General features: G+C 27.2%; 18 protein-coding genes. 17 read left to right on the forward strand and 1 reads right to left on the reverse strand.

What is annotated here, in order from left to right:
* Window positions 1-6 precede the first annotated feature (6 nt).
* On the forward strand, window positions 7-285 hold the full coding sequence (locus tag ABHC41_RS06640) for a Mor transcription activator family protein (RefSeq protein ID WP_330383783.1): 279 nt from the start codon (window positions 7-9) through the stop codon (window positions 283-285).
* 326 nt (window positions 286-611) lie between these two features.
* Complete coding sequence (locus ABHC41_RS06645) at window positions 612-2,921, forward strand: cell wall-binding repeat-containing protein (RefSeq protein WP_271892613.1); 2,310 nt, start codon at window positions 612-614, stop codon at window positions 2,919-2,921.
* 308 nt (window positions 2,922-3,229) lie between these two features.
* Here ABHC41_RS06645 and ABHC41_RS06650 read toward each other — a convergent pair whose 3' ends face one another.
* Window positions 3,230-3,427 carry a hypothetical protein gene (locus ABHC41_RS06650; protein WP_195581415.1) on the reverse strand — a complete coding sequence of 66 codons (198 nt, stop codon included), beginning with the start codon at window positions 3,425-3,427 and terminating at the stop codon, window positions 3,230-3,232.
* Between the two features lie 543 nt (window positions 3,428-3,970).
* On the opposite strand from ABHC41_RS06650, the gene ABHC41_RS06655 reads away from it, so the two are divergent.
* The 15 genes from ABHC41_RS06655 to ABHC41_RS06725 all read left to right on the forward strand — a co-directional run bounded on the left by ABHC41_RS06655 (window position 3,971) and on the right by ABHC41_RS06725 (window position 22,281).
* Window positions 3,971-4,456, forward strand: a complete 486-nt coding sequence (locus ABHC41_RS06655; protein ID WP_092923916.1) for an acyltransferase family protein — start codon at window positions 3,971-3,973, stop codon at window positions 4,454-4,456.
* Window positions 4,431-4,610, forward strand: a complete 180-nt coding sequence (locus ABHC41_RS06660; RefSeq protein WP_166505950.1) for a hypothetical protein — start codon at window positions 4,431-4,433, stop codon at window positions 4,608-4,610. Before ABHC41_RS06655 ends, ABHC41_RS06660 begins: the two co-directional genes overlap by 26 nt.
* Before the next feature lie 39 nt (window positions 4,611-4,649).
* Window positions 4,650-4,793: a hypothetical protein gene (locus ABHC41_RS06665; RefSeq protein ID WP_166505949.1), complete on the forward strand. Its 144-nt coding sequence runs from the start codon at window positions 4,650-4,652 to the stop codon at window positions 4,791-4,793.
* A gap of 64 nt (window positions 4,794-4,857) precedes the next feature.
* Window positions 4,858-5,487 carry a DedA family protein gene (locus ABHC41_RS06670; protein WP_271892606.1) on the forward strand — a complete coding sequence of 210 codons (630 nt, stop codon included), beginning with the start codon at window positions 4,858-4,860 and terminating at the stop codon, window positions 5,485-5,487.
* A gap of 699 nt (window positions 5,488-6,186) precedes the next feature.
* Window positions 6,187-7,830 (forward strand): EAL domain-containing protein, encoded by a 1,644-nt coding sequence (locus ABHC41_RS06675; protein WP_271892605.1) that lies wholly within the window; start codon window positions 6,187-6,189, stop codon window positions 7,828-7,830.
* A gap of 332 nt (window positions 7,831-8,162) precedes the next feature.
* Window positions 8,163-10,505, forward strand: a complete 2,343-nt coding sequence (gene secA / locus ABHC41_RS06680) for a preprotein translocase subunit SecA (RefSeq protein ID WP_271892602.1) — start codon at window positions 8,163-8,165, stop codon at window positions 10,503-10,505.
* A 514-nt stretch (window positions 10,506-11,019) separates the two neighbouring features.
* Window positions 11,020-12,987: an N-acetylmuramoyl-L-alanine amidase gene (locus tag ABHC41_RS06685; protein WP_092923927.1), complete on the forward strand. Its 1,968-nt coding sequence runs from the start codon at window positions 11,020-11,022 to the stop codon at window positions 12,985-12,987.
* 167 nt (window positions 12,988-13,154) lie between these two features.
* Window positions 13,155-13,838: an exopolysaccharide biosynthesis polyprenyl glycosylphosphotransferase gene (locus ABHC41_RS06690; RefSeq protein WP_092923930.1), complete on the forward strand. Its 684-nt coding sequence runs from the start codon at window positions 13,155-13,157 to the stop codon at window positions 13,836-13,838.
* A gap of 79 nt (window positions 13,839-13,917) precedes the next feature.
* On the forward strand, window positions 13,918-14,952 hold the full coding sequence (locus ABHC41_RS06695; RefSeq protein ID WP_195928479.1) for a cell wall-binding repeat-containing protein: 1,035 nt from the start codon (window positions 13,918-13,920) through the stop codon (window positions 14,950-14,952).
* 27 nt (window positions 14,953-14,979) lie between these two features.
* The gene (gene murJ, locus ABHC41_RS06700; RefSeq protein ID WP_271892595.1) at window positions 14,980-16,518 is read left to right on the forward strand and encodes a murein biosynthesis integral membrane protein MurJ; all 1,539 of its coding nucleotides are present in this window, start codon (window positions 14,980-14,982) and stop codon (window positions 16,516-16,518) included.
* Between the two features lie 53 nt (window positions 16,519-16,571).
* Window positions 16,572-18,275 carry a phospho-sugar mutase gene (locus ABHC41_RS06705; RefSeq protein ID WP_092923939.1) on the forward strand — a complete coding sequence of 568 codons (1,704 nt, stop codon included), beginning with the start codon at window positions 16,572-16,574 and terminating at the stop codon, window positions 18,273-18,275.
* A 64-nt stretch (window positions 18,276-18,339) separates the two neighbouring features.
* Complete coding sequence (locus ABHC41_RS06710; protein ID WP_242871295.1) at window positions 18,340-19,083, forward strand: glycosyltransferase; 744 nt, start codon at window positions 18,340-18,342, stop codon at window positions 19,081-19,083.
* 2 nt (window positions 19,084-19,085) lie between these two features.
* Window positions 19,086-20,231: a polysaccharide polymerase gene (locus tag ABHC41_RS06715; protein ID WP_092923945.1), complete on the forward strand. Its 1,146-nt coding sequence runs from the start codon at window positions 19,086-19,088 to the stop codon at window positions 20,229-20,231.
* Window positions 20,232-20,242: 11 nt separating this feature from the next.
* Window positions 20,243-21,082, forward strand: coding sequence for a glycosyltransferase (locus ABHC41_RS06720; protein WP_092923948.1), 840 nt, complete (start codon window positions 20,243-20,245; stop codon window positions 21,080-21,082).
* A gap of 20 nt (window positions 21,083-21,102) precedes the next feature.
* The gene (locus ABHC41_RS06725) at window positions 21,103-22,281 is read left to right on the forward strand and encodes a CDP-glycerol glycerophosphotransferase family protein (protein WP_271892588.1); all 1,179 of its coding nucleotides are present in this window, start codon (window positions 21,103-21,105) and stop codon (window positions 22,279-22,281) included.
* The last annotated feature ends 18 nt before the right edge of the window (window positions 22,282-22,299 follow it).

The following is a 22,299-nucleotide window of genomic DNA, read 5'->3' on the forward strand; positions in this document are numbered from 1 at the left end:
ATATAAATAGAAGGAAAAAGTAAGGAAAATAATAAAAAACAGGAGGAAAGTATGATAAGAGAAGACTTAGAGGCTTTATATGAGTTAGTTGGTGAAGAAGTATATTTAGAGATATGCAAACTATATGGAGGTAACAGTTTATATGTTCCAACTTATAGTAGCGCTATAAGGGATAAAAGGAATGAAGAAATTATTAAAAGATTTAATGGAGTTAATGCATCTATATTAGCTAGGGAATATAAAATGAGCGTTAATCATATAAGAAGAATAGTTAAATGTGGTTAAGATTTAGAAAAATATTTGTGAATAATGTTTGAAATGATAAAGTTAGAAATTGAATCTTTTATTCAAAAATGTAGTGATTTCAAATAAAAAGGGGAAAGGTGTCGAAAAAAGGGGATGGCTTTAGCTATGTAATGGCAGTATATAGAGAAATTAAAATGTAAAAAAATGGATTTGAATGTTAGAAAATGTCGAAAAAAGGGGGCTTCGCAAATTTGAAATATTGGCTAAAATCATTGAAATAAATATTTTCCTGGACTATGATTAATCTTGTGAGAGATACAAAGACCTGAGAGATGTTAAAATAACATAAATCGGAGGGAAATATTATGAAAAAAAGAAATATGGCTATAACAATAGCTGCAGTTAGTGCGGCAACTTCAGTAGCTCCAGCCTTAGCTTTTGCTGATACTTTAGATAATCAAGTAATAGCTTCTACTGATGCTAACGCAGTTAATCAATTAAAAGGGGAAATACAAGGATTTTTAAACACTAAGTATACTAACGAAGCAAATATGTTAAAGGATGTAACATATCAAAATTCAGAAAAACAAAATTTAACAAAAGCTGTAGCAGGACAATGTGTTTATACTATACAAGTAAAATGTGAGAACGCTAAAAATAACATATCTAACTTAACAGATATGGATCAATTAGATGTTGCTTTAGCACAACTAAATAATACAGATAATAGATTTTTAAATATAGAAGTAATAGATAATGGACATAACACAGTTAATGGACAAATAGTTAACTGGAAAGAAGGAAAATATACTCAAGAAGAGGTACAAGCTTTATTAAATACACCATTAGATAAAGAAGCTGCACAAAAAGCTCTAGCAACTGCACAACAAAATGCAACAAATGCAGCAAATGCAGTAACAGCTGCACAAAGTAAAAAAGATGCAGCAGATAAAGCAGTAACAAGTGCAGGAGGTTCAGCTACAACTGAACAAAAGCAAGCTGCAGCAGCTGCAGCAACTGAATTAACAGCAGCGCAAGAAGCAAAAACAGCAGCAGATAAAGCAGTAACAGATGCTCAAGCTGCAGTAGCTAAAGCTCAAAGTAATACAGGTATAGAAGATGTAACAAAAGTAGATGATAATACTGTATCATTAACATTAAAAAATAACAAAACTCCATTAGTTATAAAAACAGGAGATACTATACTTAACTTACAAGCTCCTATATATTCTCAAGATAAATCAGGAAGCTACTTAGATAAAGATGGACAAGTAATAGCTGGTGTAACAACTAATGAACAAGCTGCTACTAATGACAATACAGTAGTAACTGGATTTGAAGTTGCTAGAGAAGACTTACAAACAGCTCAAAATGGACAACCAAGTGACTTTGAAGCTACTAGAAACTATGGTGTTGATTATAAAGCAGTTGCAACTACTAACTATAAAGCACAAGACTTATATGATTCTTCAATAGGTAGATTTACAGATGCAGGAAATCAATTATATAAATTTATACAAGACTACAATGCAATAAAAACTCCAGCAGGAAATGCTACTATAGGTGATGTTACAAACGGTACATTAACTATAACATTCCCAGTAGACAAAACTGAAGCAATGAAAAATAGTGTAGCTACAAATGCAGCTGATGGTGCATTTGCTAAAACAGTTATATCAGGAAGCAACAATGATTTAACTGCATTAAAACAAGCATTAACTAACAATGCTCCAATAAAAACATTAGCTGGTGCTGATAGATATGATACAGCGGTACAAGTAAGTAAAGCTGCATTTACAGCTAATAACTCAGCACAAAATGTTGTTTTAGTTTCAGGAACTGCCTTAGCTGATGGATTAACAGCTACTCCATTTGCTGCAAGTAAAAACGCTCCAATATTATTAACAGGAAAAGATAAAGTTAATGATAAGACTATGGCAGAAATAGCAAGAGTATTACCAGCTAATGGAGCTAAAAACGTATATGTTATAGGTGGAGAAAACACTATATCTAAATCTGTTGAAACTCAATTAAAAGCTAAAGGATATACTGTAACTAGAATACAAGGTGACGATAGATACCAAACATCTTTAGCAATAGCTAAAGTTATGGAACCAACATTAAATGGAGACATATATGTTGCTGGTGGATATGCAGAACCAGATGCTATGAGTATAGCACCGATCGCTGCTAGAAAAGGAGCTACTAATCCAATATTATTAGCTAATGATAAAACTGGATTAAGTACAGATCAAATAAATTATATATCAGGAAATAAGGCTGCTAAATCATATATAATAGGTGGTGCTGATAGAGCTCCAGAATCTATAAAAACTCAATTAAAAGATGCTGGTATGACTAATGCTACAGAAAGATTATCAGGTGCTGATAGACAAGGAACTAATGCTGCAGTTATAAAAGAATTTGCTACAGCTGATAATATGAAAAACTTATATGTTGCTAAATCAGATAACCAAGGATTAGTTGATGCTTTATCTGCAGGTGTATTAGCTGGTCAAACTAATTCTCCAGTAGTATTAGCTACTAATGCTGTAAATGCTGAGCAACAATCAGTAATAAAAGCTAAAAACCCAACTATAACAAATAAGACTCAAATAGGTGAAGGTATAGCTGCTCAAGTTTGGTCAACTATAAATAACTTATTCACAAAATAGTATTTGTTTAATATAATTTCATCAATCTTCCTAAAAGAGTATAGACGAAAGTCTATACTCTTTTTAAAGTTGCTTATAGTTAACTTATTTAAGTATAAAACTAGTATAATAGCCATAGCAGCTATTATCGTAATATTTCATGTAGTTACAAGCACATTTAGATGATGGAAAACTTCTTTGAAATAATGAAACAAGAAATGTATTAAAAATTATAGAATTGAATAAGAATTAAAGATTGCATAAAGTAAAAATACTGGAATGAAAATTCATTCCAGTATAAAGTTCAATTTTGTGTATTAGTACAATAACTAAATAGAGATCTTTTTATTATCAAAATCATCCAACTGCCCATAAGCACAACAAAGCAACAAATAAAGCTCCTTTTTCCTATCATCATCCACATTATCATCAACAAAAACCCTACTAGCTAAATTTATCATCTTATCATAGCTATTAGAGTACGACCCTTCAACATCTTTGTCCATAAAAATATCATTAAAAAACATAATAATCCCCCTGTTATAAAACTATATAAAATAAATTAAAATCTCAAATAGAAATTCCTATCTATAAATAATTGTATCATAATATGGAAACAAATGGTAAAAAAATTAAAACAAATGTTTGGTAAAAACAATCACTCATTCCTAGTAAATGATATATAGATACATTAAAAAACAATCTATTGATATATATAGCATTTATAGTTTGTGCTGAAATAAATATTTAAAAGATTAGACATAAAAACTTTAAATAAAGCAAAAAGGCAAAAGTAAAAAATAGTGAAAAACATGGAAAATTATGTTAAAATGATTTTAGTATTTAATAATTACTAGAGTAGATGTTAATATGATTTGAGAAAATCAAAAATTTCAAAAAAATTGTAATTAATTATGGATATAACAATAATAGTTATATCCTTTTTATTTGCTTATACAGATACTTATATAAATTAAGGTTGGAATTTAAATATATTCTAAGCTATTCAATAAGGCACCTTAAATTTAGGTACAGGAAAAATTATAGGAGGTTAAGAATATAGGATAATTATGAGGGATGAAAAATTAGATATATATAGGGGTTTAATTATGATGTATATCATTGGATTTATACATACATTATATTGGTTTCCGAATTTTGGAACTAAAATTAAATCCTTCTTTCTTTTTGAGATGGCAGTTGTATTTTTTATAACTGGAGCAAGTTATTCATTGAGTAATAAAAAATCATATGGTAAATATATTATCTCAAGGATACCTAGAATATTAATACCATATTTTATATTTATAATACTATTTAATATTTTTATGCATGGAATTGTTGGATTTAATTTAATAAATGCTAATATAATGACTATACATTTTGGTTTTGCAATAATAATATTATTAGCACATTTTTGTAAGAATATTAAAAGTGAAAATATAAAAAGTGTAAATTTATTTTTAATTATAGTTTTGACTACAGTGATATTAAGTAATGGGCAAGGTTTTATAAAAATATTTAACTTAGGTGTACAAATGTTACCTAGACTATAAATTTAACAACAGAGAGATATTTAGGTCTTGGAAAAAGAAAGAGATAAATACTTTAAAAAGTAGTGCAAGTGATCATAGAAAGATACTTAAAGATTATAATGAAGAAATAATAAATCAAATGATTATGGTAGTTCAAAGTTGTACAATAGTTTGATATGCGCTTTATTCTGCGAGTAATATAGATAATCCTAATATGATATTTACAACTGTATTTGTAATATATGGTATTTTTAGACACAATTATATTATTAATATCAGTGATGAAGGAAAACCAACAGATGTGGTATTAAGTGATACTAGTTTAAAAATAGATGTTTTGTTATGGGTAGTAACATGAATTATTATATTATTATTCTAGTATATAATTTTCATGATAAATAATATAAGGGGAAATAAATTTAATGGAATTAAAGTTATTGATAGAAGAGTTTATAATAAATTATGGACTCATAAGTATTTTTATAATAGTAGCCCTTGAATATGCAAATGCTCCCTTACCTAGTGAGATAGTATTACCGTTTGTAGGAATACTAGCATTTAAATTTGATATGAATATATTTTTAGTTATACTAGTATCAATAATCGGTGGAGTATTTGGATCAGTATTAAATTATTATTTAGGATACAAATTAGGGCAACCACTATTATCATTTATAAAAAATAAATATCCAAAAACTAAAAAATCTATAAAAGTATCGTATAGATGGTTAGCAAAATATGAAAAAATATCTGTTATGTTATCAAGATTAGTTCCATTAGCTAGAACTTTTATATCTATAGTAGCAGGTGTTACTAGAATGAATGTATGGCAGTTTATATTGTATTCTGCAATTGGAATATCTGTATGGAATATAGTTCTTATATTAGTTGGCTATTTTATAGGAGATAATATGGATTTAATTGTTAATATAATGAATAAGTACTCTCTAGTAGTAGGAATAATAGGTATTTTAGTAATAGGTTTTTATTGGATAACATTAAAAAATAGAAAAGAAAAAGATAGTGATAAATATATAAATCAAGAAGTATAATATACTAAAATAATGAAAAACACTGTAAAATACTTTAATATATAATAATTAGTAAAGTAGGAGTTAAAATTATTAGGAAAAATCAAAAATTTTTAAATAAAATACAAGTAATTATGGATATGGCAATAATAGTCATATCCTTTTACTTGCATATTATATTTGTTTTTATATTTTGTATGGTAAATAATATTAAAGTAATAGCAGAAGGTGTTTAAAATAAAGAGTAAGTAGATATTTTAAAGAATATAGATAATGATAATGTATTTAGATAATGATATTTTTATGCTCAGCCTCAGAGTAAAGGAAATATAAAATTAATAATATGTATAAAAAATATAATAGATAGTAGTAAAAGGGTGGTTTGTAAAAGCCATCCTTTTTTAGATAAACAATGTAAAAAAAAATAGAACGAGCACAAAGGCAAGAAAAATACTAAAACATACAAAAAAATACAAAAAATACAAATAATATCAAAAAAGTGTTGAAATTTTGTAGAAAAGCATATATAAATATATAAATAAAATAATTTTAAAATTAAATTGAATTAAATAAAAATATTTGAATGATAAAATAATTTTGAATTGAGATTAATAAAATGTTATTTAACTAAAAATTTAAAATAGGAAATAGTATTAAATTTAAAAATGCAAGGAACTTAATTATAAAGTAGTATTTGAAACTTAGAGGGGAGAACTGAATGTGATAAAAAATAAGTTTTATAAAATCTTAATAGTAAATATATTACTTGTAATAGTTGCATTAAATTGCAGTATTTTATATGCCAATGAAAAAGATATAACCATAAAGTTAGGGGTATATAATTATGAACCATATTTTTATATTAAAGATGGAGAAGTTAAAGGGTATTATAAAGATATTTTAGATAAGATTATTCATGATGTTAATAAAAATAATACTAGTAATAAAAAGATAAAGGTTGAATATGTAAAAGGAAAGGTATCTTCATTAATCAAAGATTTAGAAGCAGGTAAAATAGACATTATGATGGACCTTCAGTATACAAAGGAAAGAAAAGATAAGTTTATTTATTCTAAAAATTATATTGGAGTAGAGAGAATATCAATTTACACTTATAAAGATTCTGAACCTGAAGATATAAAATATCTAGACAAAAAAAAGGTTGCTTTTATAAAAGAAGAATATGGATCACAATGGTTATTAGATTGTTTACAATCATATAATATAAATCCTATACCTATATGGGTAAATGATTATAAAGAAGCATTACAAAAGTTAGATGACAAATCTGTAGTGGCAACAATTTCCCCATCAGACGAAAATAAACTTGATAGATACAACGAAATTCAGCAGTTTTTATCAGGTCCTGTATATATAGCAGCATCAAAGGATAATAGATGGATTATAGATAAAATTGATAACACTATAGACAATTATACTAAAGAAGAGAAAGAGGAATTAGAAAAGATATATTTTAAATACTTTCACAATAAAATTGCAAAGAAAGAAGTTTTATTATATATAATATCCTCAATATTTATATTATTTATATTAATAAAATATATAATACCAGCTAAAAAGAAAAATAATCTAAGAAAAAAAATAAAAGATGACTTAATAAAAGATAGATATACAGTTTATTATCAACCAATAGTTAATCCTAAAAATGATAAAATTATAGGATTTGAAGCTTTAATTAGATATATAAATCCTGAAGGCAAAATAGTACCACCACATTTATTTATAAATGATATTGAAAATAGTAATATGACTGAGGAGTTATCAATATGGGTGTTTAAAACCATATTAAGAGATTATGAGTGGTTTAAATTAAACACAAATCTAAAGGATGAAAAGTTCTATATTTCTATGAACATATCTTTTAATGAGATAAAAAGCAAAAAATTCTTACAAACAGTCAATTCTATAATTGAAATGGATGAGAGTTTTGAGAGTAAAAAGATTGTATTTGAAGTTGTTGAAAATATAGAATCAGAGAATTTAAAAGAAATAAAAAAAGGTATGAAGTTTTTACAAACTAAAAATATAAAAATAGCTTCAGATGATTTTGGCATTAAATATTCAAATCTAGATATATTATCCAAATTTAATTTTGATATGGTAAAAATAGATAAATATTTTATAGATGAGATTAAAAATAACGAATCTAATCATGAGGTTATAATGTTTTTAAGTAAGATATGCAAGCAATATAACAAAAGTATAGTATTAGAAGGTGTTGAAGATAAAGAACAAGTAGACATTATAAAAAACATAGACTACGATAATATATTTATACAAGGATATTTTTATGCAAAGCCTCAGAGAAAAGAGGATATAGATTTGATTAAAATAAGGAAATAACAAAAAGTTAATAAAACAATAATATAAAGCGAAAAGGAGCAGACATTGTCTGCTCCTTTTCAGTGTGAGAAATACTTGAAAAAAGAGATGTTTTAAATTTTTCAAGTATTTACATTATATACCACCTAAACATATATGTCTATATAAAAACTAAAATATATAATATAAAAATTATTAAAAAATAAAATGAGGTATGTAATTAATAGTTTTTACTTATATTAAGTAATTTTGGGATATATGGTATAATAAGGTTATAAATTAAAAAAACTAGTGATAAAAATGTATGTAACTAGACGAATTCTATTGAATATTAGGGGAGGCAGTAAAAATATATGTCAATTTTAGATAGATTAGTCAGTAAAGCTGATGAAAATGAAATAAAATCATTAAATAAAATTATAGATCAAATCGATAGCCTTGAAGAAAGTATGGTAGGCTTAAGTGATGAACAATTAAAGGGAAAAACTAAAGAATTCAAGGAAAGGTTAAAATTAGGCGAAACATTAGATGATATATTAGTAGAAGCTTTTGCAGTATGTCGCGAGGCATCAAAGAGAGTTTTAGGTATGCGTCAATATAGAGTTCAGCTAATAGGTGGTATAGTTCTTCACCAGGGTAAAATAGCTGAGATGAGAACAGGAGAAGGTAAGACATTAGTTGCAGTAGCACCAGTATATTTAAATGCTCTAGAAGGCAAAGGGGTACATGTAATTACTGTAAATGATTATCTTGCTAAGCGTGATAAAGAAATCATGCAACCTGTGTATGAGTTTTTAGGTATGAGTGTAGGGGTTATACTTGCAAACCAAGATCCATCTGAAAGAAAAGCACAGTATAATTGTGATATAACATATGGTACTAACAATGAGTATGGATTTGATTATCTAAGAGATAATATGGTAACTAATAATGAAGAAAAAGTACAAAGAGAATTAAACTTTACTATTATAGATGAGGTGGATTCTATACTTATAGATGAAGCTAGAACACCACTTATAATATCTGGTACTGGAGATGAAAGTAATAAGCTATACGAATTAGCAAATGCTTTTGTTAAGACCTTAATAGAAGAAGATTATGAGATAGAAGAAAAAGATAACACTATATCACTTAGTGATAGTGGTATGACTAAGGCTGAGAAATTCTTTGGTATAGAAAACTTAACTAACATAGAAAATATAGAAATATATCATCATATTAACCAAGCACTAAGAGCTCATAAGTTAATGGATAAAGATGTTGATTATGTAGTTAGAGATAATGAAATAATGATAGTTGATGAGTTTACTGGAAGAATAATGGATGGAAGAAGATATTCAGAAGGACTTCACCAAGCTATAGAAGCTAAAGAAGGTGTTGAGATAAAAAGAGAATCAAAAACACTAGCAACAGTAACATTCCAAAACTTCTTTAGAATGTATAAAAAACTTTCGGGTATGACTGGTACTGCAAAAACAGAAGAAGGTGAGTTTGAATCAACATACAATATGAATGTTGTTACAATACCTACAAACAAACCAATTCTTAGAGCTGACTTAAATGACTTAGTATTCAAAACAGAAGAAGACAAATACAATGCAGTAGTTAATGAAATAGAAAGAATACATAAAACTGGACAACCTGTACTAGTTGGTACTGTTTCTATAGATAAATCAGAATATTTATCTTCTTTACTTAAGAAAAAAGGTATAAAGCATGAAGTATTAAATGCTAAAAACCATGAAAAAGAAGCTGAGATAGTTAAAAATGCAGGTAAATTAAATGCAGTTACAATAGCTACTAACATGGCAGGTCGTGGTACAGATATATCTTTAGGGGCAGAAGATAAAGAAGAAGAAGTTAAGGTTAAAGAACTTGGAGGTCTTTATGTAATAGGTACAGAAAGACATGAAACAAGAAGAATAGATAATCAGCTAAGAGGACGTTCTGGTCGTCAAGGAGACCCAGGTACTTCAAGATTCTTTGTTAGCTTAGAAGATGAAGTTATAAAACTATACGGTGGAAGAAGTATAGAAAAAATAGCTAAAAAAATTACTCCAAATAAAGATGGTTCATTAGAAGGAAAGAGCTTATCTAAAGCAGTAGAAAGAGCTCAAAGAGGAATAGAAGGTAAAAACTTTGAAATAAGAAAAAACGTAATAAAATACGATGATGTTATAAATGAGCAAAGAAAAGTAATATATTCTGAAAGAAACAAAGTCCTAGATAAAGATGATTTAAGCGAATCAATACAAAATATGGTAAAAGATATAATAGAAGAAACTGCACAAAGATATTTAAGACATCAAAAGGATTACTATGGATTCTTAAATAGTCTAAATGCTAGTTTTATGCCAAAAGAATCTTTAATGATACCTGGTATGGACAAAATGACAGTTGAAGAAACAATTGATTACACTTATGATTTATCTAAGAGAGTGTATGATCTAAAGAAAATAATGATAGGGCCAGATAAGCTTAAAGAATTAGAAAGAAAAGTATTATTAGAAGTAGTGGATACTAACTGGATAGATCACATAGATACAATGGATCAGTTAAGACAAGTTATAGGGCTTTCGGCTATTGGTCAAAAAGACCCAGTTAAAGAATACACTATTCAAGGTTATGAAATGTTTGAAGATTTAAATAGAACAATAAGAATTGAAACTGTAAAATATTTATATAAATTTAACTAATTTGCTAATTCCCCTAAGATATAATTTTTTATATATTAGGGGAATTATATTTTTATATTATAAAAGTAAAGAGGTCATAGACTAAGTCTATGACCTCTTTTATGTGAGAAATACGGAAAAAAGAGATGTTAGAAATTTCTTTCTTCCTAAGACAATTATACTATAACTTATTTTAAAAGTCGAGTGAATAAGTAAATATTTATGTTAATTAATTACAAAAATGTAACAAAATATCATTAAATAAATTACTTAAATAAATTGAGAAAATAAATTAATTTATTAATTATCCTACTTTTATTAATATAAAAATATAATTATAAAATTTATAAATATACGATAAATTAGAAAAAAAATTGAACAAATTTGAAAGTTTGATAAGTTAGTAAAAGTGTGTAAAAAATTGTAAATTTCAACGTTGTTGTGATATAATGTTACATATTGAGTAAAATTTGGAGAATTTTTGCTTTACAAAATTTGGAGAGAATATTAATTAAGTAAATTTGGAGGAATATTAATGAAGAAGAGAAGAAAGATGTTGTCAACAGGAATAATGGCAACTATGTTAGCTATGCCAACAATGGCTTTTGCTAACGAAACTAATGTTAACAGTTCAGATATAAATATAAACTTAGAAAAAAGAAGTGTTATATATGGAGACACTTCAAAAATAAGCATATCTTTTAAAGAAGACTTAAAAGCAAATAGCATAACTTTAAATTATTTATGTTATGACCAAACTTTAAGTACAACATTAAATTACAATCCACAAACTAAATCTTATGAGGGAACTATAAATTTCAATATAGACCCAGAATATCTAAATGTTTGGCAAATTGAAAATATAGTAGTAAATAGTGATGAAAATGCACAAACTTTAGATAAGTCTAAATTAAAAGAAATGGGATTAAACTTAGACGATTACAAAATAACTCAAGAATATATAGTATCAGATTTACCTAGCATGGCAAACTATATACAAAGAACTTCATCACCTGTTAAAAAGCTTGTAGGAAGCGATAATTTTGAAACAGCGGCTAAGATAAGTCAAGAAGGATGGAAAAATGGAAGCAACAAGTTAGTTGTAATAAATGGAGATAAAGTAGCTGATGGTATAACTGCAACACCACTTGCTGCAGTACACAATGCACCAATATTAACAGTTGGCCAAAATAATATACCAGATGTTATAAAAAATGAAATAAAGCGTTTAAATCCAAGTGAAATAATAATAGTAGGTGGAACAAATACTATAACAACATCAGTACAAAATCAATTAGCAGGAATAAACAATGCTAGAGTTAGTCGTATTGGTGGAGTAGATAGACACGATACATCTTTAAAAATAGCACAAGCTATGGATAATCAATATGATGTTCAAACAGTCTATTTAGCAGAAGGATTTAAAGGAGATATAGATGCTGTATCTATAGCAACAAAAGCAGGTCAAGATAAGCAACCAGTAATATTAACAGAAAAATACAAAGTTCCAACTGCTACTTATAACTGGTTAAAAAATGAAGGATTAAAAAATGCTTATTTTATAGGTGGACCAGAAACATTAGATACTAAGGTTATAGACCAAATAGCAGATATAACTAATGTAGCTAGTGGACAAAGTGTATATAAAAATAGAGTATATGGTGCAGATAGAAATGAAACTAACGCAAAAGTTATATCAAAATTCTATCCACAAGCAAATTTAAATGCTATGTTAGTAGCAAGATCTGATAAGCTTACAGATGCATTAGTAGCAGGACCACTTGGAGTAAAATTAGGTTCACCAGTACTTATAACTCCACAAACATATTTATCAAAATACCATGAAGCAAACTTAGATGCTAAAAATGCAGATATGGTTTATCAAATAGGTGATGGAATGAGACAAAGCGTTATAGATGATATAGCTTATAGATTATCACCTCATAATGCGGGTAGTAAAACTGTAGTTGTTGACCCAGGTCACGGTGGATCTGACCCAGGAACTAGTAATTTAGAAAAAGATTATACGTTAGATACATCATTATCAACAACAGAATACCTAAGATCAAAAAATGTTAATGTAGTTCTAACAAGAGATACTGATAAATATATAACTCTAGCAGAAAGATCTAGCATATCAAATGCAATGGGTGCAGATTTATTTGTAAGTGTTCATTTTAACTCTTTTAATGGACAAGCAAGTGGTTCAGAAGTTTACTACAAATATAAAGACAGAAATGGTGGAACTAGTAAAACACTAGCTACTAATATATTAAATAGTATACTAAGCAAGTTTGACTTTAAAAACAGAGGAGTAAAAACTAGAACAACTGATAGTGGTCAAGATTACTATTCTGTAATAAGAAGAACTGATGCACCAGCTGTAATAGTTGAAAGTGCATTCTTAGATAACTCTAGTGATTTATCTAAATTAAATACATTAGAAAAAAGAAAGACTTTAGGTGTTCAAATAGGTAAAGGAATAGAACAAACTTTAAAGTAAAAATTTAGTCGAAAAATTTAAGAAAATAAGCAAAAGTATTGAAATATCAAGAATAATTTGAACTAATAAGCATTTATTTTATTGATTAACTACAAAATATTGAGTATAATATAAAAATGAGTCGAATTATATTTTATGCAAAATAACAATATATGGAGGCATAATATATGGATGATTATACTAGTGAGGGAAATGAAATGAATGTAACTACTTATAATAGTGAAAAAGAGCAATTATTCAACGATATCGATTACAGCTTAGTTAAAGGTTCAGTATTATTTAGCGTATATCAAAGAAGTTTAGATATAGTACTATCTTTAATTGGATTACTAGTAGGTGTGCCTATAATGATCATATTTGGTATCCTTATAAAGTTAGAAGATAAAGGGCCAATGACTTATAAGCAAGAAAGAATGGGCAAAGGTGGTAAGAGATTTTATATATATAAATTAAGATCTATGAGAACTGATGCCGAAAAATTTGGTGCTAAGTGGGCGGAAAAAGATGACCCAAGAATCACTAAAGTTGGACGTTTCATCAGAAAAACTAGAATTGATGAAATACCTCAACTATTTAACATACTTAAAGGTGATATGAGTATAATAGGTCCAAGACCTGAAAGACCGTCTTTTACTATTGAGTTTAATGAATACATTCCTGGATTTATAAATAGATTGGCGATAAAACCTGGTCTTACAGGATGGGCTCAAGTAAATGGTGGTTATGATATTACTCCAGAAGAAAAGTTGGTAGAAGATTTATACTATATAAGAAATAGAAGCATACTACTAGATATGAAAATACTTCTTAAAACTGTTAAGGTCGTACTAACAGGTGATGGAGCTAGATAATTTAAAACTTAGATTATTAACCTAAAAAGCTCTTTTTTAAAGAGCTTTTTTTAAATTATAAAAAAGATAGGAGGTTAACATGATAAAGAAAAAAATTCTAACTTTATTGGTAGGCTTTATGTTTGCTACTACATATATAGATGTATATGCAGACTCTAATTATAAAAAGACACTTATAAATGGAGATAACAAGCAAATATCTATGGAGCTTAATAAAAGTTATTTTAAAAAAGCTGATGAAGCAATAATTATAAATGAAAACGCAGGAGTAGATGCTATAAGTGCAACTCCATTAGCATACTTAAAAGATGCGCCTATTATAGCTGTAGATGGAAAAAAAATTAGTAATGATATACTTAATTATATTAAAGAATTAGAAGTTAAAGACGTAACTATAATCGGAGGCGTTAAAAATGTTTCAAAATCTGCTGAAAAACAATTACATGATATGGGAATAAATATTAATAGAATTCATGGAGAAAACAGATATGAAACCTCTCAAAGTATAGCTGAAGAAATGGGAAAAGAAAAAGATATATCAAATGTTGTAGTTATAAGCAATACTGCAGGTCTTGAAAATGCCATAGCAATATCTAATTTTGCTTGTAAAAAGAATGCTCCAATAATTTGGGCAGATGATAACTCTTTTAGAGATACTTCAGATTTTGTTGAAGAGCAAGAATATGATAATGTTTATGCAGTTGGAAATTCAGCTAGATTTACTTATGCAAGTAAAAATGAAATGAACAATGTTAAAATAATAAAAGAAATGAGTAGATATGAAACCAACATAGATACTATAAAAGAAAATAATAAAAATTTAGATACGATTTATACAGTTAATATTGATTATGGAAATCGTGCAGATATAAGTAAATATGTATCATTACCAGTAGTGGCAGCAAAGGAAGATATACCTATATTAGTTTGTAACGATAACTTTACATACCCTCAAGAAGAATTTATTAAAAAAAATGTAGATAAAGTAATAGAGGTTGGAGAAGCAGTAGAACCTTATAGTATTATCGATACATTAAAAAATAAATCGTTTATAAGAGTTTATATAATAATTTTAGCTATGATAGCAATTCTTATAAGAGGAGTTAAAGCCTAGTATATATACAAGTAAGGAGATTTAAAAATGTCAAAAACAGCTAAGGCAACTTTATGGATTATGATAGGTACTATGCTTTCTAAAATATTAGGATTTTTTAGAGAGATTGTACTAGCTAATTTCTATGGTACGAGTGCACATACTGATGTATTTTTAGTAACACTAAATATACCAGGTCTTATAATAGCAGTAATAGGATCGGCTATTGCAACTATGTATATACCAGTATATATTTCAACCAAAGAAAAACATGGTGAAGAAGAAGCTCTAAAGTTTACCAATAATATGTTAAATATTTGTTGTGTAATCGCAATTATAATAGCCATATTAGGATTATTATTTACAAAAGAGTTTATAGATGTACTTGCAGGTGGATTTACTGGTGCAAAATTTGATACAGCAGTCAAATTTACTAGAATAATGATGCCAGGAGTTATTTTCTTAAGTGCTAGTAAATTACTTAGCTCATATTTACAAGCTAATGATAAGTTTACAGTACCAGCGTTAATAGGTATACCTTATAATCTTATAATTATATTAGCAATAGTAGTAAGTACATTTACTGATTTTAAATTCTTAGCAATAGGTGCACTATTAGCAATGGCAAGTCAAATGATATTCCAAATACCTTTTGCATTTAAAAGTTCATATAGGTATAAACCATATTTCAATTTAAAAGAAGAAAATATAAAAGAACTATCTGCATTAGTATTACCTATGCTTATAGGAGTTGCAATAGGTCAATTAAACATAGCAGTAGATAGAGCATTAGCTACTACATTAGGAGACGGACCATTATCTGCTTTAAACTTTGCATCAAGATTAAATGACTTTGTAATGGCGTTATTTGTTGCCTCAATTATAACTGTTATATACCCAAAACTTTCTAGATTATCTAATGGAAATAATAAAGAAGGTTTTGTAAGCACTATTGTAAAAACTTCAAATTGTATAACATTAATTGTACTTCCAATATCAGTTGGAGCAATAGTACTTGCAGAACCAATAGTAAGGATACTTTTCCAAAGAGGAGCATTTGATGCAACATCAACACATATGACTTCTATCGCACTAAAATTATATTCATTAGGATTAATAGCAGTAGCAATTAGAGATGTACTTATAAGAGCATTTTATTCTTTATCGGATACGAAAACACCAATGATAAATGGTAGTATAGCCTTACTAATAAATATAGTACTTAACTTTATACTTATAAAGTTCTTAGGATACGCAGGACTAGCACTATCAACAAGTATTGCATCCATAGTAACAGTACTACTTTTATTTAGATCTCTAAAGAAAAAGCAAGGATATTTTGGAGGAGATAAGATAGCAAAAACAGGTATAAAGAGCTTAATAGCTTCTATAATTATGGGTGGAATAACTATAGTCTCATATAAGTACCTATATGCATTTATAGGAACTAGTAAAATAGAAGAAATAATAGCAGTTGCCTTATCTGTTTTAATAGGAGCAATAGTTTATGCAGCATTAATAGTACTATTTAAAGTAGATGAAGTTAAATTAGTATTTGATATAATAAAGAAGACTATAAAAAGATAAAAGGTAGTCGTAAATAACATATAAAAAGATGGACATAAAGAGAGGTCAGTATTATGGACTACAAATTAGCATATAAAAACTGGATAAATTGTTCTTACTTTGATGAAGAAACAAAAAATGAGTTAAGAGCAATAGAAAATGATGAAAAAGAAATACAAGAAAGATTTTATAAAAACTTGGAATTTGGAACTGGTGGACTAAGAGGTATAATAGGTGCTGGTACAAATAGAATAAACATATATACAATAAGAAGAGCTACTCTAGGAGTTGCTAATTATATACTAAAAAATATGGGAGAAGAAGGTGCTAAAAAAGGAGTAGTAATAGCTCATGATAGTAGATTTATGTCTAGAGAATTTACATTAGAAGCAGCTAAAACTTTAGCAGCTTGTAATATAAAAACATATATATTTGATGAGTTAAGACCGACTCCAGAACTTTCTTTTGCAGTAAGATATTTAAACTGTTCAATTGGAATAGTAATAACAGCTAGCCACAATCCAAAAGAATACAACGGTTATAAGGTGTATGGTCCAGATGGTGGACAAGTTTGTATAGATATGGCAAATGATATAATAGCTGAAGTCAACAAAATAGAAGATTATAGCACTATAAAAGCTATGGATTTTGATAAAGCTGTAAATGAAAAATTAATAGTAGAACTAAATGGTGATGTAGATACTGCTTTTATAGATGCAGTTAAAAAGCAAGTTTTAAGACAAGACATAATAAATGAATATGGAAAAGATTTAAAAGTAATATTTACACCAATACACGGTACAGGAAACAAACCAGTAAGAAGAGCTTTAAAAGAAGTTGGCTTTGAAAATGTTAAAGTGGTAAAGGAACAAGAAAATCCAGATTCTAATTTCTCTACAGTAACATATCCAAATCCAGAAGAAAAATCAGTATTTAATATAGCAATAGAAATGGCTAAAAAAGATGGTGCTGATTTAATACTTGGAACAGACCCAGACTGCGATAGAGTTGGGGTAGTAGTTAAAGATGCTAATGGAAAGTATTTTGTATTAAATGGTAACCAAACAGGTTCATTATTAGTTAGATATATAATTGAAAGTTTAGTTGATAAAAACAAATTACCATCTAATCCAACAATAATAAAAACAATAGTAACATCAGAACTTGGAGCAGAAATAGCTAAGCATTACAATGTTGATTGTTTAAATACATTAACAGGATTCAAATTCATAGGAGAAAAAATGAGTGAATTTGAACAAACTAATGAAAAGACATTCATAATGGGATATGAAGAAAGTTATGGATACTTAATAGGAACTCATGCAAGAGATAAAGATGCAGTTGTAGCGTCTCTTATAATATGTGAAATGGCAGCTTATTATAAGTCAAAGGAAATGAGTTTATATGAAGCTTTAGTAGATACATACGAAAAGTTTGGATACTATAAAGAAGATTTAAAATCTCTAACTTTAAAAGGGATAGAAGGTATAGAGAAGATTAAAGAAATAATGAACTATTTCAGAACTAGCAATATAAAAGAAATAGCTAATATAAAGATAGACAAAATTCTAGATTACAAAGAAGGTATAGATGATTTACCAAAAGCTGATGTACTTAAGTTTATATTAGAAGATAAAACATGGATAGCAGTAAGACCATCAGGAACAGAGCCTAAAATTAAGTTCTATGTTGGAGTAAATTCAGATAGCCATAAAAAATCAGATAAGAAAATTGAAGATATAATGAATGCTATAAGCACATTAGTGGAATCGATATAATTTAATAAAATAAAAACTTAAAATGTTAGGGATTAATCTCTAACATTTTAAGTGTATAAAAGGAGTGATAGAATTGATACCAAAGAAAATCCATTATGTTTGGATAGGTGGACCTAAAGGAAACATAGAGAATATATGTATAAATTCTTGGAGAGAAAAAATGCCAGACTATGAAATAGTAGAATGGAATGAGCATAATGTTGATATAGAAAAAGCCATAAAAGGGAAAAAATTCTTAGAAATATGTTATGAAAAGAAATTATGGGCTTTTATATCAGATTATTTAAGAATAAAGGCTCTTTATGAACAAGGAGGTCTTTATATGGATACTGATATGCAAGTATTAAAAGATATAACGCCTTTACTTGAAAAGAGTGATATATTACTTGGGTATGAGTGCGAAAAATATATAAATGGAGCAATAATAGGTTCTACAAAAGGACACAAGTTCTTAAAAGAATTGCTTGATTTCTATGAAGAAGATATTATGAATGTAGATTTTTATACAATTCCTAGAATAATAACTTACATATTAGAGAATAAATATGAAAAAATAGATAGAAATAAATTTAGTGATAATATAGCAGTATACAATGAAGAATTTTTCTATCCATTTAGTTATAAAGAAGATTTTTATTATGACTGTATAACAGAAAATACTTATAGTATACATTGGTGGGGAAAAAGTTGGGCTAAGAAAAGAAGTTACTTCTTAGAGAGTAAACACTTAAAAGGAGTAGACAAACTTGTTAAGTGTGCAAAAATATTTGCAAGTAATACTTTACTAAGTATTAAAAGGAGAAGATAATTATGCTTGAAAGATTAGAGAAATTTCATATAAAGGAGATATTATTTACTTTAGCTTTAATAGCTATAATATCTAGAAAATATATAATGACATTTGCAAATAGAGTAGTAAATACAGGTCCATTAGGTTCACTTTTATTTTATGGTTCTATGGCTATACTAGGGCTTATGTTTTTTATGGATTTTAAGAAAAATATAACAGAAATAATCTTAGTGCTAATATCATCAGTAATATATGTATTTAATGGAGAAGGAGCTATATTGGTGCTAGTGCTTCTAGCAATAGCTGGAAAGAAAATATGTGATAAATATATAGCTAAGAATTATTTAATTATATCGACTATATTATTGATAATTACTCTTATTGTATTTAATGCATTTCCATGGCTACAAACTAATAGTGAAGTTCACTATAAATATATAAAGTTTTTAAATATATTCATACCTAGATTAGATTTTGGTCTTGGAAATCCTAACTTCTTATACTTATTTATGGTTCCAATATACGTGGCATATATATTTTTAAGATTTAAAAATTATAATAATATTGATAGAATAATTATGTTTGGTTCTATACTTTTTATATACTCTATAACTTATAGTAGAACAGGATGCTACTCATTATTAGGAGGGCTAATATTTGTTGAGATAATGAAAAGAATTGATATACAAAACAATAAGATATTATCAAATCTTTTTAAGGTTACTCCAATTTTATTAACTATTATAAGTGTAGCAATAGGTACTATACTTACAGACAATGTTTTATTAAATAAATTATTATCAAGTAGACCAAAACTTTGGAATGTATATTTACATCAACAAGGTAATTTCTTAAGTTTATTTGGTAATAAATATAGCAAAACTACCATAGCATTAAATGCTCTAGATAGTTCATATGTGTATATATTATGTACACTTGGAGTTATAGGATGTGCATTTTTAATGTTTTTATTATATCATGGTATAGACAGTTTTATAAAAAAATCTAAAAAAGAGTACTTAGTAGTAGTATTTATATTCTTAATGTATGGATTTACAGAAAATATGCTTGTAAACTCAGCATTTAGTTTTGGGATAGTGCTTTTAGTAAAGGAACTTATATTAGAAGACAAATTTAGATTTATATTTGACAAAATAAGGAGATAGGAGAATTTAATATGCTAGTATCATTAATAATGCCAACTTTAAATAGATATGATGAAATATATTTATTAATGGATAGTTTAAAAAGACAAACTTATAAAAATTTTGAATTGATAGTAATAGACCAAAATAAAAATGATAAAGTTAAAGAAATAATAGATAACTATGTTAATGACATGGATATAAAATATGTAAAAAGTGATAAGCCAGGATTAAGCTTAAATAGAAATATAGGTATTGATATGGCTAAGGGTCAAGTAATAGGATTTCCAGATGATGACTGTGCCTATGAAGATGACACTTTAGAAACAGTAGTAAACTTTTTCAAAGAAAACGAAGACTATAGATTATTTAGTTGCAAAACTATGGACTTTAATAAAGTTGATTATTTTAAAAAGATGTATGATGGTGAGTGTGAAATAACAACTACTAATATAATGGATACATTAACATCTATAACATTTTTTATAAACTTTAAAAATGATAAGTATACTAAATTTGATGAAAAGCTAGGTGTAGGTGGGATATTTGGTTCAGGAGAAGAAATAGACTATGTACTAGATCTAATGAACAAAGGATATAAAGGAAGATATTTTGGTGAGAAGATAATATTCCACCCAGCAAAAAAGCATTCTAAATCTAAGGAAAAATACCAAAGAGACTTTAACTATGGTAGAGGATTTGGAGCACTTTGTAAAAAGGAAATAGTTTATAGAAAAAACTATAAATTTATAAAAGTAATGGGATATAAAATAATAAGAAATATTGGTGGTATCATATTAAATAAAGATAGAGACTATCATGATGCTACTATAAAGGGCAGAATAGAAGGATTTAGACAATACAAATTGTAAAAATACGATGAGGTAAATTTATGAACAAAATAAAGATACTAATGAACATGGTTGTGGCTGCAGCAATATACCCATTTAAAAAATCTAATTTCAAAGGAAAAAATATTTGGTTAATTGGTGGACATGCAGGTGATATATATGATGATAACTCAAAGTTTTTATATGAATATATACTAAAAAATCATAAAGAAATAGATATTTATTGGGTGATAGATGAAAGTAGTAAGGTAAAGAATAAAATACCAGGCAAAAAGCTTATAAAAGGAAGCGTAGAAAATTATTTATATTATTACAATGCACAAGCAATAATATTCTCGCATGCACCATCAGCAGATATAGCACCATATAATTTTGCAGTACCTGTGTTAAATAGATTCCACAAAAAAACATTTAAAGTGTTTTTAAATCATGGAGCTATAAGTTTTAAAAAGAGAAAACCTATGAAAGCAAAGCTTAAAAAATTAATAGATGAATTAATGAAAAGCTACAATATGGCAACAGCAATATCTGATTTTGAAAGAAACATAATGGTAAATGAGTGGATGATGGATGATGAAGCTGTTTGTGTTTTAGGTAGCGCAAGACAGGACAACCTTCCACTAAATAAAGAAGCTAAAAGTAAAGACATATTGTATATGCCAACTTGGAGAGATTGGATAAAATTTGGTGAAGGTAAATTTACTGACACAGAATATTTTAAAAATATAATGATGTTTTTAAATGATGAAAGATTAAACAATGTGCTTGATGAAAAAAATGTAAATATTAAGTTTTATATGCACCATTTAATGCACGAATTTATAGATGATGTAAAATCCAATATAACAGGTAAAAGAATAGTATTTTTAGATAAAGATGTAACAGTAGCAGATGAAATAACATCTTCAATAGCTAATATAACAGATTATTCTGGAGTGGCGATGGACTTTTTATATATGAATAGACCGATACTTTTCTACCAATTTGATGTAGATAAGTATAAAAAAGAAGTAGATTCATATATAGACTTAGAAAATGAAATGTTTGGATACCTAGCATACAATAAGAATCAAGCAGTTGATGAATTAATAAAATTAATAGAAAGTAATTTTGAAGTTAAAAAAGACCAAGAAGATGCTAGAAATAAATTCTTTGCATATAATGATAACCAAAATTGTGAAAGAATTTATAACTGTATAATAAAGAAATTAAACAAATAATATAAAAGTATGAGGAAG

The sequence above is a fragment of the Romboutsia sp. 1001216sp1 genome, assembly GCF_039841805.1.
Lineage (GTDB): Bacteria > Bacillota > Clostridia > Peptostreptococcales > Peptostreptococcaceae > Romboutsia_C > Romboutsia_C hominis.

What these genes read in the sequence shown, in the direction of transcription:
- ABHC41_RS06645 (WP_271892613.1), top strand. Translation starts at nt 612, where the DNA reads ATGAAAAAAAGAAATATGGCTATAACAATAGCTGCAGTTAGTGCGGCA.
- ABHC41_RS06650 (WP_195581415.1), bottom strand. Translation starts at nt 3,427, where the DNA reads ATGTTTTTTAATGATATTTTTATGGACAAAGATGTTGAAGGGTCGTAC.
- ABHC41_RS06655 (WP_092923916.1), top strand. Translation starts at nt 3,971, where the DNA reads ATGAGGGATGAAAAATTAGATATATATAGGGGTTTAATTATGATGTAT.
- ABHC41_RS06665 (WP_166505949.1), top strand. Translation starts at nt 4,650, where the DNA reads ATGATATTTACAACTGTATTTGTAATATATGGTATTTTTAGACACAAT.
- ABHC41_RS06670 (WP_271892606.1), top strand. Translation starts at nt 4,858, where the DNA reads ATGGAATTAAAGTTATTGATAGAAGAGTTTATAATAAATTATGGACTC.
- secA (WP_271892602.1), top strand. Translation starts at nt 8,163, where the DNA reads ATGTCAATTTTAGATAGATTAGTCAGTAAAGCTGATGAAAATGAAATA.
- ABHC41_RS06685 (WP_092923927.1), top strand. Translation starts at nt 11,020, where the DNA reads ATGAAGAAGAGAAGAAAGATGTTGTCAACAGGAATAATGGCAACTATG.
- ABHC41_RS06690 (WP_092923930.1), top strand. Translation starts at nt 13,155, where the DNA reads ATGGATGATTATACTAGTGAGGGAAATGAAATGAATGTAACTACTTAT.
- ABHC41_RS06695 (WP_195928479.1), top strand. Translation starts at nt 13,918, where the DNA reads ATGATAAAGAAAAAAATTCTAACTTTATTGGTAGGCTTTATGTTTGCT.
- murJ (WP_271892595.1), top strand. Translation starts at nt 14,980, where the DNA reads ATGTCAAAAACAGCTAAGGCAACTTTATGGATTATGATAGGTACTATG.
- ABHC41_RS06705 (WP_092923939.1), top strand. Translation starts at nt 16,572, where the DNA reads ATGGACTACAAATTAGCATATAAAAACTGGATAAATTGTTCTTACTTT.
- ABHC41_RS06715 (WP_092923945.1), top strand. Translation starts at nt 19,086, where the DNA reads ATGCTTGAAAGATTAGAGAAATTTCATATAAAGGAGATATTATTTACT.
- ABHC41_RS06720 (WP_092923948.1), top strand. Translation starts at nt 20,243, where the DNA reads ATGCTAGTATCATTAATAATGCCAACTTTAAATAGATATGATGAAATA.
- ABHC41_RS06725 (WP_271892588.1), top strand. Translation starts at nt 21,103, where the DNA reads ATGAACAAAATAAAGATACTAATGAACATGGTTGTGGCTGCAGCAATA.